Source organism: Streptomyces changchenzhani, assembly GCF_039766235.1.
Classification (GTDB): Bacteria; Actinomycetota; Actinomycetes; order Streptomycetales; family Streptomycetaceae; genus Streptomyces.
The window spans coordinates 682835-696435 of record NZ_JBDHNH010000001.1 but is presented as its reverse complement, the minus strand read 5'-3'; the positions used below and the strand labels follow the sequence as shown (position 1 = coordinate 696435).

Below are 13601 nucleotides of genomic sequence, written 5' to 3'. Positions count from 1 at the left end.
CATGTCCCAACCCGTCACCTACAGCGGCTGGCAGTCGGAGAAGTCCGGCTTCATCGGCCGGCTGTCCGGCCCCGGTTTCGCGCTGGTCGCCGCCGCGTCCGTGACCGCGCTCGTCCCCATCAACATGGCCAGCTGGACCGCCGCCCTGGTGTGTGCGCCGGTCGCAGCGGTGCTGCTCCTGCTCGCCTTCGGCCGGGTGCTGGGGCTGAGCGCCGATGAATGGATCGCTCTCGCAGTTAGGCATCAGATCGCCGTGGCCCTCAAGCGCAACACTTTCCTCTCCGGGGCATTCGCCCCGCGCTCGTCCAAGACCGGCCAACAGCCCATGGACCTGCCTGGGGTGCTGGCCCGGCTGCGGATCCTTGAGGCACCCGACGGCCTGGGCGGCCGGCTCGGTGTGGTCCACGACCCGGTCGCCGGCACCTACACGGCCGTGGCCCGCATCGCCTTCCCGGGCCTGGCCCTGGTGGACACCGACAAGCAGACCGCACGGGTCGCCGCCTGGTCGGCTCTGCTGCGGTCGTACTGCACCGAGGACTCCCCGGTCGTGCGCATCGGCGTACACCAGCGGTGCCTGCCCGACGACGGCGCCGCCCTGCGGTCCTGGACCGCGCAGCACATCACCGCCGACGCCCCGGCGGCCGCGGTGACCGCCCTGTCCGAAGTGATGGAGAGCGCCGGGCCCGCCGCCACCTCCCGCGAGACCTACCTGGCCGTGACGCTCTCGGCTGGCCGCGCACGGCTCGCCATCAAGGGCGCCGGCGGCGGGCAGGTCGGTGCGGCCGCCGTGTTGGTGCGCGAACTGCACGCCATGCACGGGGCCCTGAGCACGGCGAGCCTGCAGGTCGTCGAGTGGCTCTCGCCGCGCAAGGTCGCCCAGACCGTGCGCACCGCCTACGACCCTGAATCCCAGATGACCCTCGCCACCCGCAACGCGTCCGCCGAGGCCCCGGGCTGGCAGGGCCTTGAGGCTGGGGTCAGCCCGGAGATGGCTGGCCCCGCGGCGGCCGAGGCGGGTTGGGGCACCTACCAGCACGACGGTGCCTGGACGGTCTCCTACCAGGTGCGGACCTGGCCGCAGTCGCAGGCCTACGCGACGTTCCTGCAGCCCCTGCTGAGGCCGCGTCAAAACGCCCGGCGGTCCATGAGCCTGGTCTACGAGCCCATCGGGCCCCGCCGGGCCCGCCAGGAGCTCGCCCGCGAGAAGGCCAAGCGGTCCTCCGCCCGGCACCTGCGGGCCAAGTCCGGCCAGGACGAGAGCGAGGACGAGCGCCGCGAGGCCACGCTCGCTCGCTCCCAGGACGCCGCCCGGGCCGCCGGCCAGGGTGTGGTGCGCATGACCGCGCTGCTGGCCGTCACCGTCACGGAGTTCGACGAGCTGGAGACCGCCTGCGCCGAACTGCAGGCGGATGCGGCCGCAGCCGGGCTGGAGCTGCGCCGCATGTGGGGCGCGCAGGACGTCGGCTTCGCCGCCAGCGCCCTGCCGCTGGGCCAGGGCCTGCCGGACCGAAGGATGGGGTTCTGATGGGGCTGCTCACCGGCCGGCGCAACAGCGGCGACACCCTGCTGGAGGCCGCTGGCATCGGCGAGGCCGCCGGCATCGGCCCCCGTTCCGTGGCCGGACCTGCGGGGCTCAGCGCACGCGAGCAGCGCCGGGCGCGGCTGCTGGAAGACCCCGAGACCGTGATGCGCATCGCCCCGCGCAGGGGGTGGGCGCATCCGTTCGCCGGACGCGCTGCCTCCCTGCCGAGGGTCGACGTGGTGCGCTCCGACACCGCGAACGCAGCCGGCGCCTACCCGTTCCTGCACGCCGCGTCCTTGCCGCCGATCGGCGCGTACATCGGTCAGAACACGCTGACCACCGAGGCGTTCAGCGCGCACCCGGCGGTCTGGGTGAGCGAGGGGCTGTGCACCAATCCGAACGTGATGATCACCGGGATTCCCGGGTCGGGGAAGAGCGCGCACATCAAGGCGCTCGCGTTTCGGATGATGGCCTTCGGCCACCGCACGCTGATCGCCGGGGACGTGAAGGGCGAGTACGCGCAGCTGTGCCGGCACCTGGGAGTCGAGCCGGTGCGGCTGGGCCCGGGTCTGCCCGGCCGCCTCAACCCGTTGGACTCCGGGCCGCTGGGGGTGGGGCTGGAGCTCTTGAAGGACTCCGCCGAGCTCAAGTCGCGGCTGCAGGAGATCCACCGCCGCCGCATGACGCTGCTGCGGGCGCTGCTGGAGCTGCAGTTGCGGCGCCCGTTGGAGCCGCAGGAGGGTGAGGCCCTCGATGTGGCGGTGCGTGAGGTCACCGGCGAGCTGTACGGACAGAGCCGCCTCGCGGTGCCCACGCTGCCGCTGGTCTACGACAAGCTGCGCGACCCCACCGAGACGATGGCCCGCGAGCTGCGGGTGCGCGGCGGGGAAGTGCAGCTGGCACGCGAGCAGATGGTCTCCATCCGCTCCGCGCTCGGCGCGATGGTCAACGGCCACCTGGGTGGTCTGTTCGACCAGGAGACGAGCATCGGTCTCGACTGGGACGCCCCCATCCAGTCCGTCGACATCAGCGCCCTGGAGCAGTACGGGGACGAGACCGTCGCGATGACCCTGTCGTGCGTCAGCAGCTGGGCGCAGGCCGCCATCGACCGGCCCGGTACCCGGCCATGGCTGGTGGTGCGCGACGAGTTGTGGCGCCAGATGCGCTCCGGCGGCGCGGCTATGGTCAAGAAAATCGACGCCGACCTGCGGCTGAGCCGCGCCACGGGCACCATCCAGGTCCTGGCCACCCACCGGCTGTCGGACTTCGAGTCGGTCGGCGCGGCCGGCTCCGAGGCGGTGGCCATCGCCAAGGACCTCATCTCCTCGTGCGAGACGCGCATCCAGCTCGCCCAGGACACCCGCCCGCTGCAGATCACCCGTGAGGCGATCGGCCTGACCGATGCCGAGTGCGACCTGATCGGCTCCTGGGGCGCCGGGCAACGCGGCCGCGGCCTGTGGAAAGTGGGCAGCAACGGCGGCTCGCACGCCGTGCAGCTCGTCTTGAGCCACACCGAGGAAGAGCTCTTCGAGACCGACGAGAAGATGGCGATGTGATGGCCGAGCGCAGCGGACCGGGGGCCGCCGGGCTGGACGACAACACCATGCTGGCCGCCTACGGAGCGGGCCTGGCCGCCGCGGTCGGCGCAGCAGCCCTGCTGGCCGGGCCGCTCGCCGCGCTGCTGTCCGGCCGCGGCTGGGCGCACAGCAGCGAGAGCGTCCCGCAGACCGTGCTCCTGGCGATCGTGCGCGGCCCGGATGCGGTGTTCACCCCGGCCCCGCCCGACTGGCTGTTCTACCTGCTACTCGTCCTGCTGGTGCTGGCCTTCCTGGCCCTGGTCGTCAAGGTCGTCAGCGCCCTGAACCTCGGCGGCGGCAGCACCGGCGGGGCGCAGTGGGGCGGGGCGAAAGTCGAGCGCAAACTCGCCGCCCCGCAGGACCCGGCCCAGCGGCCCAACCGGCTCACCGCCGGACGCGGCCTGCGCACCAAGAAAATCGTCGCCGCCCAGCCCAACATCAGCGCGACCGTCTTCGGGGTGCCCGGCAGCAGCAAAACCACCGGCCTGGTCCTGCCCAACGCCGCCGAATGGCAGGGCCCGCTGGTCATCACCACCACCAAGGCCGCCGACCTGGACATCATCTACGCCCGCCGCCGTCTCCTGGGCCCGGTCTGGGTCCTTGCCCCGGCCGGCATCCCGGGCCGGAGCACCAACAAGTGGTCCCCGGTGGACTACTGCACCGACGCCAAGGCCGCCGACCGCATGGCCGCCTGGATGGCCGAGGCATCCTCCTCCGGCGACGACAAGCGCGCCGCCCCCTGGGTCGACCAGGCCAAAAGCGTCCTCAAAGGCGTCCTGCTGGCCGCCAACCTCTCCGACGGCGGCGTCCCCGCCATGCGCCGCTGGCTGGGCCTGGGCAAAGACGCCGTCGACCACGTACGCGCCGTGCTGCTGCAGCACGGGTACACGGAAGTCGCCGACGACTACGCCTCCCCGTGGCTGCGGCTGCACGAAGACGGCATCGGATCGATCCAGTTCAGCCTAAATGTGCTGGCCCGCGTCTACGCGGACGAAGAGGTCCGCGAGACCTGCTCGGGCACCGACTTCACGGTCGAAGAGCTGCTGGAGAAGAACGGCACCGTCTGCCTGATCGCCTCCGAGGCGGACGCCGAGCGCTTCGCCCCGCTGCTGACTTCCATCATCGCGTCGATCATTCACGGCGCCGAAGTCCGCTACAACACCACCGGCAAACCGCTCAATCCCTCGCTGGGCGTGCTCGTCGACGAGGCCGGCAACATGCTGCGCTACCCGCGGCTGCCCAACATCTTGACCACCGGCCGCGGCATGGGCATCGACGTGCTGACCGTCTGGCACGACCTCTCCCAGCTCCGCGACCGGCTCGGTACCCAGAAGGCCAACACCGTGCTGTCCGCGAGCGGACTGCGGATGCTGCTGCCCGGCTGCGGCGACCTGGAGACCCTGCGCTACTTTTCCGGCCTGTACGGGCGCACCGAGACCCAGCGCACCTCGCACGGCCGCTCGCGCGGCGAGGCCTCCACCAACACCTCGCTCACCGAGACCGACCTCGCCCCGGTCCACTCCCTGCAGCAGCTCCCCGACTTCACCGCGATCGCCCAGTACTCCAACCTCCCGCCCATCAAGGTGAAGATGCGGCTGACCTTCCGCGACAAAGACCTCAAGAAGCTGCTCGCCGCCCCGCTGGTCAGCCTGGACAAGCCTGCCGAGCCCGCTGTGGAAAGAGCCGGCCGTGGATGATCTGGACGACCCTGCGGCCCTGTGGACCGCCCCCGCTGCTGCCAAGTCCGAGCCCCGCCGCTGGGTGTGGGCGGCCATGGAACCACCCGAACGCCGGGAGCGAATGCGCGAGCTGGCCTTGTGGGTCGACTGGCTGCGCCGCACTTTCGAACTGCACAACCAGATCCCGGCGTGCTGGTACCTCCACCCGCCCGTCGTCGAGCACCTGACTGCGCTATACGTCGGCTGGGTCCGCACGTACGCCGACGAACAGGTCCCCGGACGGGGCCTTGCCGAAGCGGACTGGATCAATACGCTGCACGTACTGGTGCCACACTTGAAGCTGCCTGCCTGCGCCACCGGACTGCACCAGGCGCCGCCAACGCATGCCCCGCCGCCTCCCGGTGCTGAGCACGACTTTGAGTTCCACCTGCTCACCTCAGAGGCGACCACCACTGCGGCACGCCACCCAGCTGAGGCAGAGCTCCGCCGCCCGACCGAAGAAGTCGACCCGCTGCTGTGACCCCCTGACCTTCGGTACTCCCACACGTCCCTTCTGGGGTTGGAACGCAACAGCACGTACAGACGGTTTCACGGGGCGGCGCACCTCGGCCGCGCCCAAGGGCGGGAGCACTCGACCATTCCCCGCGCCCGTCGGTCCACAAGCACAGCGGCATGCTGGTTGTCCCCATCGAACACAAGAGGGTCAACCAGTATGTGGGCGGAGGCCTACAACGACTGCCTACGGCTCGGGGGCTGTTGCTGGGGCCGCTGGACTCGCGGGGTGTCGGGGACTTGTTCTGGTTGCTGCTGGGCACGCCTCACCGCTTGCAGCCTCTGGCGGCCTGCCTGCTCGGCCAGCCGGTCCTGCGGCGTGAGACCGCTTCGTCTCTCGATCTCCCGAGCTGTGGCCTGTTGCTGGGCCGCCAGCGTCCGCGCCCGGGTTGTTGCCCTGCCGACGTCAAGACTGGCCAGTTGCTGATCCTCCTGCACCGAGCGCGCGGCCCGTTCGACGAGCTCGGGCGGTGCGCCCTTCTCACGCAGCACTTGGACGAGATCCTGGCCTGCGGATCCAGAGGGGGGAGCGGTCTGCTGTGCGGCATCCAGGGCCCTGCCCACCTGATGGAGTCGGGCGCCGAGTTCGCTGTCGGACAGCAACGACAGAGGAAACAACCTTGCCGAAGCCTGGTCCAGCTTCCGTGCTTGCTCCGCGGACATCCCGCTACGCAGCACCCCTTGCGTCCGTAGGAAGTCGGCGCTTTCCGTCTCTGTCCACGCTCGACCGCCCTCGTCTTGACTCGCCGTCGATCGAGGCGAGGCTGCCTCCACCTGTGCAGAGCGGGGCGGGGAAGTGTCAGGCCGGTGGACGATCCAGTCGGTGGGCTGAAAATGGGAGGAGAGGCCACGCCCGAGCACGGTCGCGTCGAACGGCCCGCTGGACTCGAAGACGCCCAGAGACAACGGCCTACCCAGCTTCTCTTCCCACCTGCTCGCCCACTCGGCCAGCGCCGGTAAAGTGCTCAGCACCGTCTGCTTGTCCAGGTACCCGTGGCCGCCCATGAAATCGCCCGGGTACCGGTCGGACTGGTTGGCCCGCCAGTACGTGCGGGCCTCCCGCACTATGGCGGTGCTGTTGATGTCGAGGTCAAAGTCACTGGGGCCCGCTTCAAGACCCAGGCGCCACATGGCGTCGTAGGGGCGGCGCAGCGGACGGCCCTGGCTATCACCAAACCACTCCCCCAAACGTTGCACTGCCAGCGGCTGGCCGACCAACTCCTCCTCACGCGGCAGGGTTTTGTGGTTCCCGGAGAAAAAGCTGGCACTGGTCCCCTTGAGGCGGATGTCCACCTGGGAAGGGTCAATGCCCTCACGCTCCAGCGCTGAGAGCATCTCCGCGCCGAACTGCTGGTAGAGCGCTGGCGTCATGCCCATGGGCGCCTCGCCTGTGAGCATCCACTTGATCTGTACCGGGTCGATCCCGAGGAATTCGAGGTCGCGTCGGGTGACGGCGTAACCGGAGTCGTCCCGGGGCCACCAGTCCGGGGCATCCTCGTCGCCGTCGAGGATCCGCATGATCTGGAGATCGAACGGGTCGGACGGATCGATTCTGTCCACGATCGGAAAGGGCTGCCACCGGTCGTCGGCATCCTGGAGGGCTGCCTCAGGCGCTCCGGCCAGCTCATCCACGACATTGCCCAGAGCGGGGGCACCGAGGGAAACACTGCTGGCTGCGGTCTGCTCCGCAGATGCTTGGACTGGGCTGGAGAAGACGCCGTCCACCAAAGCCCGGCCGACTCCAGGCAGCGTGACCCATTCCTTTTGCGCGAGATAACCCATACCAGTCGTGGGGATGGAAAATATGTCCTGTGCGGGCTTGCGATCGGCCAAGATCATGCCGCTTCCGCCACGCTGCTCCAACCAGTCTGAGACGATCTGGCGGTCCGCCGACCAGCTCGCCAGTGGCCGCTGGGGTCCCTCGACGGTGTCGCCCACGCTCAGGTCCGCCCAGTCAGGCTGCCCGGATCCCTCCTGCCAGCTCAGCGCCCGATAGGAGATCACTTCGGTGATGCCGCGTGCGGCGAGCACCTCCTGGGTCATCTGATACTGGGTGCGCAGAAACTCGCGCAACGCGTCGCGGTTGTAGTCGAGTTCAAGATCGACGGCGAAGCGCGTCTTCGGGTCCATCCGCCACTCGAGCACCTCACTGAGGCCGAACTCCTCCCGGGTGGCCTCCTGCAACGCCAGAACCCGCACATTGTTATTGGATCCGTAGGACCACGACCCCATCAGCTCGCTCACCGCAATCAGGCGCACCAGGGTGTCCGCTTGCGGGTCGTCCATGCGCACCACCCTGTCCTGGGCATGTTTGGGATTCGCCGGGTCGAGCTCGTCGTTGTGGAGGACGTCGGCCCCCATCGAGGGGTACAGCTCGTGGTGCACAGCCAGCACATAGCGGCTGTCGCCCAGACGGTCCGCCATCTCCGTGCCGACGACCACACCCATCGACGCGAGGACCAGTTCGGGCGTAGAAGACCGCAACCGCTGGGCGATGGCTTGGATCGCGATGGTCTTGGCCTGAGGTGTCTCGGTGATACGGCCGTCGTCGGTCAGCAGCGCCTCGCCGATCCGCAGGTGATCGAGCCGCTCCTGCGAACCCAGGGGCAGGAGCGCTGGCGCAGCGGTGGTCCGATCCTTTGCGCCGTCTGCTTCGTTGGTCGGATGCTCGCTCATTGCAGTCCCCCTCTGCTTGTTCACTGCTCTGTATGTGGTCGGTCGCTGCCCCGCTGGAACCGATTTCAGTGGCTGGGTCAGTCGCTGAGGAAGTCCTCGGCCTGGCGACGGAGGGCTGCAGGAGCAAAGGGCCAGGCCGGGGTGCGCATCAGTTCACGCAGCTTGACCTCCTTCACCTCCCGGGGGGCGTCCTTGCGCAGGCCGACGTGGGGCCACACTTGGTCCAGGTCCTCGTACTCCTGATCCCAGTGCGCACCGATGGCGGATTGGGGGGTTCCCGGCGGTGCTGAGGGGAGGATGAGGACCTCGTCGGCGGTGGCGGCGGGGGTGATCTCCACCAGCGTGAGGCTGAGCCGGTCGATGGCGTCACGGAAGAGGGCTCGGTGGTCTTCGACGGTATCGGCCGGGGGCCGTTGCCCCGGGTAGAAAAGAGTGAAGACCCAGCCGGCTTCGCCGGTGCGGGCGAGGTCCAAAATGAGGCGGGTGCCCGACTGGTCTGTGAAGGACCGGTGCGCGATGCTCTTCGCTGCCCCGGGCCCCTGAGTGCGGGGGGTCTCTTGGAGTTGGAACATGCCGAGCAGCCAATGCAACTGATCGGGTGTCAGCCCTCCATGGGAGATCGCGCGGAGTGCGGGCCAGAGCATGGCAAAGTCTCCTTCGTCGAGTTCGACTGCGTATGATTCATGATCACAGTTATGCCTCGGTAGAGACAGCGGAATGCGGTCCCAGGTGGATCGGGTTGCTCCAGGCACGTCCTCCGTTGGCGTCCTCGACAGTCACCCGGCAATACCCCTGAGCGAACATCGCCACCGGCAGGGAACACTGCGTCAGCGCCTCCCCCTGGATCACCTGCGCACCCGGGGCCCCTCCGGTGATCAGCACCTTGCGTACGGGTGAAGACCGCACCATGATCAAGCCTTCGTCGATCTGGATGTCAAGCAGTTCGGGACCGGTGCTTGAGTAGTAGTGGCCCGCCTTGAGAGAAGACAGGAGCTCCTCCGGATCGAGGGATTCGGCGCGTACCTGGACCCAGGCCACGCAGCCCGGCGGGTCCTGGGGCTGGAAGTGCGCGTCATCGGCTGCGTAGGCATTCAGTCGGTGTCCTCGGTTGAGTAGGACGTCGGCCAGATGCCAGCTGTCACCCCGGTCCTCGCGTGCCGACAGCGCGTTGTAGACCTCAACTGCGTGGGCCGCATCCAGGCTTTCGGCATCGGCAGCAGTGAGCAGCGACGCCGCCGGGTGGGCCATGCCAATGAACGCGCCCGCGGCTCGCGCTCGGCGTGCCAACTGCGGTCCGCTTTCGTCAGGCCCTGGGGGCGGGAAGCCAAGGGGCAGTCCCACGGCGACGATGTGCCACTTCGGCCCGGCCTCGGTTCGCGGGGCATGCAGCTCGGCCCCCAGCAGCGTGGTGAATACGGGGGTGCGCTGCGACCGGGTATCCGTCAGAGGGAATCCGTACTCTGCCCGAAAGTGATCGGTGACGGCCAGGAAGTCGTATCCGGCCTCCCGGTAATGGCGCGCTGTCTCTTCGTGGGACAGCGCTCCGTCGGACTGGTCGGAATGGGTGTGCAGGTTGCCCCGCCAGAAACGACCGGGCTGATTAAAGGGTAGATCGATCACGTGCATCTTCCGTTGGTCATGTTGCTCGGATTCGTGCAGAGTGGATCACGGCTGGTGACGTCAGAGGAAGTCGGCAGACGCGCTAACGTCACCGCTGTCGTCACTCCAGCGTGGTCACGTACGCCCACCCGGCGCGGGCTGAGGGCGCCGTGGTCCAGCTGTGTTGGCAGGCATGCTGTGGCGTCGGGCGGTTGGTTCGGCACCAATCGGTGAAGGCGCCGACGGAGTCGTCGCCTTCGGTCGGGATGTAGGGGTGGATGGCTCGCTGTGCCCGGCCTGACCGCTCTGCCGCACAGTTTGAAATGGATCAGTCCAGATCGTCCAGGCTGATCTGCCCGCGTAGCTCCCCCGATGCAGGTCGGCCTGCAGCCGCGAAACTATCGAGGTGCCCGACGGTGCGCACGAGATGGGCGTTGTACAGCCAGTGAAGGTTTCCCTCTCTCTCTAGATTCCCACTCACTTGTACAGCCAGATTCTCGTCGTATGCGCGAATGGCTTCGTGATACTCCTCTTCGTCCGCCAGTCTCACGCGAACTTTCTTCGGTTGGTTTCCCTTCAGGTTCTCTACGCCAAATACGCCGGGGCTTCCGACTTCTTTGCGTGCCAACAGGTGGACTCGACCGACCACAGAAATGGAACTGGATTCTGCTGCGGCTGCCAGTCGGTGTGCAGCTTTTTCCAAGATTGGAGTGTCCCCGCCCGAAAATTCGTAACGGGAATAAGATTCTTCCGCGTTCCCGGGGCCGGACAGGTCCCACTCGACCGTGATGTCGGATCCATCTGAGTTCTCGGTGATACCTAGGATTGCCCTGGCCATTTCATATGACACGCCGTAGCGCACGCCTTCGTCGAATCCGGCGAATGATCCACTGGTTCTGTAGTGCTGAATTGCCTCTACCGTGGCTCCCAGGGCCCTCACAACGGACTGGCTCACGTCGCGGGAGGAGGCGCCGGCCGCGCTACCGACATCCAGAACTGGATCGCTGGTCCTGCGAAGGGGGACGGTCGAAGCCGAAGGTGCAAACGCCTTTACAATGTAGCCACCTGGCTCAGTCTGGCCCATCATGACCGCATCCAAATACCGGTTTGCGAACTGTCCGTGCTTGTTGCCGAAATGACGGTCAGGTGCCATGTGGGACTTTGCGCCCGCTACCAGCGTCTTTCGCGCGGAGGAAATGAGACGTTCTCCGTCACGCCAGGAAATCAAGCCACTCGGAGCTGCGGACTCCTTGCGAAACCTGAACTCATCGGTGGGTTCTGTGAAGAGCCGCGGCGCGATGGCCCTGGCCCACAGGCTCTTATAGGTGGGTGAACTCGCCTGGCGCATGACGTTCTGCATGAGTTCGATAAACTCTGGAGCTTCGCGATCCAATGGGACGACAAAGGAGCCCAGTCGTCCGTCGACCTCACCTGGGGGCGCCAGCCTGTTGTAAATGCCGGAGCGCCGCCCAACGATGTGCCATCCCGCCTCGATGAGAAGGGAAGTGAGCCGCTCGGGGTCTACGCGCCACAAGTCCAGTTCGGTCGATGCGAGGTCAGTCATGGAGTGGCTCACCCCTCTCGATCTTCCCCATGATGGCAGTCAGTGCTTCGGCGTCAAAAAGGTTGGCGGTCGGGATCTTCGCCGAGGGCTTCTCTACCTCAGGGACCGGATACCCCTCCAGGCAGATCCAGTAGCACGCTTGCCTAACAGTGAGGTGGGAGTGCTCGACACGCGTCCAGTCGGCTTGCCCCGGTGGGACAGCCATAACGATCAGGACCGCCTTGATCGACCGGCGCGGGGCCGCAAGGCGGTCCATGTAAATCCGCTTGTTGAAGCGGTAGCCGAAGTCCTGTGCTGCCCTCTCGGGCGCGATCATCGTCGTGCTCTTGAGCTGAACGTAGAAGCTGCTTTCCTCCGCCACGGGGGTGGTAGAGGGGCGGACCAGCATGGCGTCCATGCCGAACATGTCGCGTTCCTGCTTGATGAAGAGACAACCAGCGGTCGCGGCGACGCTTTGCACGTAGCCCTCCTGGAGTTGCTCCATGCAGGACGTGAAGGTGGGGGCAGCCACCGGTTGTGTTCTTCCCCGCCTCACGGCCTCCGCCACGGACGACCTCCCCCATCATGCGTCGAGGGTGCGCACGATACGACCCCAGCCGCCGACTGAACATGGAGATCACCGTTTTGTACGCTAACCTCGATCGTTCATGAGTCCTCGTCGGTCTGCTGACGGGGGCTCTGCTTTTGTGGAGTGACGGTTTTCCGGTGGTGTGGCAGGTTGAGGGCCCGGCTCTCGCGTCGGGTGGGCGCCGGGTTCCACTTTCCCGGGGTGGTGGTGAGGGTTGTTGGGGTGGTTGAAGTGGCTGGTCAGCCGGGGTTCGGCAGGGCCTGGAGCCGGTCGATCGCCTGAGTGAGGACGCTGGTCCAGGGCCATCGGGCGGGCAGGCGGAGCCAGCGGCGGCGGCCGGTGGTGACGAGTCGTGCGGCGGTTGAGAACAGCCGCAGGCGAAGGCGTTTGGGTTCCCAGCGGCGGGTGTCGCCGGTCAGGGCGAGCATGGGCATCCAGGCGAGGAGGTCAAGTGCGAGGGAGACGATCTCCAGCCAGATCCGGTTCTGCGCGCTGTCGTGGAGGGGCAGGTTGCGCAGGCCGGTGTCGCGGGCGTTTCGTATGCGGTCCTCGCAGCGGGCCCGTCTGCGGTGACGCAGTTCCAGGTCGGCGAGCTGGCCTCCCTTGGTGTTGGTCGCGAAGCACGTCAGCCGCAGTCCGTCGAGGTCGGTGAAGCGCAACTGGGCACCGGGGTGTGGCCGTTCCTTGCGGACGACCAGCCGCATTCCCTTCGGCCACGTGCTCAGGTCGGGCATGTCGGTGATCTCCGCGACCCAGGCACCGGGCCGCTCGGTGCCGCCCGCGTCGTAGGCCGGCGTCCACGCCTTCTTCGGGATCTTCAGCACCGCCTGATGGATGGCGTCGGTGATGGTCATTCCGACGGAATACGACAGCCACCGGCCCGGCTTGGAGAGCCAGTCGAGGAAGGCATGGGTGCCACCGGCGGAGTCGGTACGGATCAGCGTCCGGCGCCCGCGCCGCAGGGCTTTGGGCAGTTGGGCGAGAGCCATACCCGTGGTGGTGATGTGATCGCTCGCGGTGTTGGAACCCGCGTTGCCGGGCCGAAGCAGCGCGGCCACCGGCTCGCCGGAACCGGCCTGGCCGTGGTCGACGAACGCGACGAGCGGGTGATGACCGAAGGTCTTCTTCCAGGTCGCGGTGGCGTCCTGCTTCTCGGAGTGCGCAAGGACCAGCACGCCGTCGATGTCCACGATCACCTGGCCGTCGGCGGCCGGACCTTGTGCCCCGGCCAGTTCCCAGACGTGCGAGCGTACTTGGGCCCGCGCCGACCGGATCGCGGTGAGGGACTTCGGGCCGGCCGCGGCGAGGGTGTCGATGAGCCGGGAGACTGTGGGGTCGGATGCCACCGGGCCGAACACGTCGGGCTCCGCCCGCAGCATGGCGACATCGGCGAGGCAGTCCCCGCCCAGAGCGACTCCGAGCGCGACATCCAGCAAGACCTTGCCCGGATCGTGCACGGCCCGAGGCTTGCGCCACGGTGCCATGGCCGTCGATATCGCCTGATCAAGCCCGGACTTGCGGACCGTCTCGACCAGCAGCACCGATCCGGCCTGCGAGACCACCGAGCGGCCACCGCCCTGGATACGGACAGGCGGATAGGACCCGATACTCTTCTTCACCTGGGAAGTGCTTCTTTCCTTGCCACGTACAGGACCCTCAGTAAGTCCTATCGTTGCAGGTCAGGAGCACTTTCTGCTGTCCCGGTCACCAACTGGACATCACCCGTCACGAAAGCCCGAGGCTAAGGCTATGCACTGACAGCGGGATCGGGAAGGTCAACCGCCCGCGTCATCGCTCGGCGGCCGGGTAGCTAGGTCGGCCGAGATGAGGGGCTGATCTGCAGTGTGGGAAATGATCTTAATGT

Annotated in this window: 10 protein-coding genes; 4 read left to right on the top strand and 6 right to left on the bottom strand. The window is 67.6% G+C overall.

Features of this window, described 5'->3' with window-relative positions:
* Position 1 precedes the first annotated feature (1 nt).
* From ABCR94_RS03395 to ABCR94_RS03380, 4 genes are read left to right on the top strand one after another with little or no spacing between them, the layout of a single operon-like run.
* A complete protein-coding gene (locus ABCR94_RS03395) occupies positions 2-1525 on the top strand; it encodes an SCO6880 family protein (protein ID WP_347117445.1) in 1524 nt (507 codons plus the stop codon).
* Positions 1525-3078, top strand: a complete 1554-nt coding sequence (locus ABCR94_RS03390; RefSeq protein WP_347117444.1) for a putative type IV secretion/conjugal transfer ATPase — start codon at positions 1525-1527, stop codon at positions 3076-3078. The genes ABCR94_RS03395 and ABCR94_RS03390 overlap by 1 nt, the downstream gene beginning before the upstream one ends.
* A complete protein-coding gene (locus ABCR94_RS03385) occupies positions 3078-4796 on the top strand; it encodes a type IV secretory system conjugative DNA transfer family protein (protein WP_347117443.1) in 1719 nt (572 codons plus the stop codon). The genes ABCR94_RS03390 and ABCR94_RS03385 overlap by 1 nt, the downstream gene beginning before the upstream one ends.
* The gene (locus ABCR94_RS03380) at positions 4789-5298 is read left to right on the top strand and encodes a hypothetical protein (RefSeq protein ID WP_347117441.1); all 510 of its coding nucleotides are present in this window, start codon (positions 4789-4791) and stop codon (positions 5296-5298) included. The genes ABCR94_RS03385 and ABCR94_RS03380 overlap by 8 nt, the downstream gene beginning before the upstream one ends.
* Before the next feature lie 206 nt (positions 5299-5504).
* Here ABCR94_RS03380 and ABCR94_RS03375 read toward each other — a convergent pair whose 3' ends face one another.
* From ABCR94_RS03375 to ABCR94_RS03350, 6 genes are all read right to left on the bottom strand, one after another.
* Positions 5505-8006 carry a hypothetical protein gene (locus ABCR94_RS03375; RefSeq protein WP_347117440.1) on the bottom strand — a complete coding sequence of 834 codons (2502 nt, stop codon included), beginning with the start codon at positions 8004-8006 and terminating at the stop codon, positions 5505-5507.
* Between the two features lie 77 nt (positions 8007-8083).
* The gene (locus tag ABCR94_RS03370) at positions 8084-8650 is read right to left on the bottom strand and encodes a hypothetical protein (RefSeq protein ID WP_347117439.1); all 567 of its coding nucleotides are present in this window, start codon (positions 8648-8650) and stop codon (positions 8084-8086) included.
* 49 nt (positions 8651-8699) lie between these two features.
* Entirely contained in the window at positions 8700-9632 is a 933-nt protein-coding gene (locus ABCR94_RS03365) for a CehA/McbA family metallohydrolase (protein WP_347117438.1), read from the bottom strand.
* A gap of 301 nt (positions 9633-9933) precedes the next feature.
* Entirely contained in the window at positions 9934-11169 is a 1236-nt protein-coding gene (locus tag ABCR94_RS03360) for a hypothetical protein (RefSeq protein ID WP_347117436.1), read from the bottom strand.
* On the bottom strand, positions 11162-11653 hold the full coding sequence (locus ABCR94_RS03355; protein ID WP_347117435.1) for a DUF4365 domain-containing protein: 492 nt from the start codon (positions 11651-11653) through the stop codon (positions 11162-11164). Before ABCR94_RS03355 ends, ABCR94_RS03360 begins: the two co-directional genes overlap by 8 nt.
* 323 nt (positions 11654-11976) lie before the next feature.
* Entirely contained in the window at positions 11977-13356 is a 1380-nt protein-coding gene (locus tag ABCR94_RS03350) for an IS1380 family transposase (protein WP_347117434.1), read from the bottom strand.
* Positions 13357-13601 lie beyond the last annotated feature (245 nt).

Coding starts and splice junctions, on each gene's coding strand:
- ABCR94_RS03395 (WP_347117445.1), top strand. CDS start 2: ATGTCCCAACCCGTCACCTACAGCGGCTGGCAGTCGGAGAAGTCCGGC.
- ABCR94_RS03365 (WP_347117438.1), bottom strand. CDS start 9,632: ATGCACGTGATCGATCTACCCTTTAATCAGCCCGGTCGTTTCTGGCGG.
- ABCR94_RS03390 (WP_347117444.1), top strand. CDS start 1,525: ATGGGGCTGCTCACCGGCCGGCGCAACAGCGGCGACACCCTGCTGGAG.
- ABCR94_RS03385 (WP_347117443.1), top strand. CDS start 3,078: ATGGCCGAGCGCAGCGGACCGGGGGCCGCCGGGCTGGACGACAACACC.
- ABCR94_RS03360 (WP_347117436.1), bottom strand. CDS start 11,169: ATGACTGACCTCGCATCGACCGAACTGGACTTGTGGCGCGTAGACCCC.
- ABCR94_RS03370 (WP_347117439.1), bottom strand. CDS start 8,650: ATGCTCTGGCCCGCACTCCGCGCGATCTCCCATGGAGGGCTGACACCC.
- ABCR94_RS03375 (WP_347117440.1), bottom strand. CDS start 8,006: ATGAGCGAGCATCCGACCAACGAAGCAGACGGCGCAAAGGATCGGACC.
- ABCR94_RS03355 (WP_347117435.1), bottom strand. CDS start 11,653: ATGGAGCAACTCCAGGAGGGCTACGTGCAAAGCGTCGCCGCGACCGCT.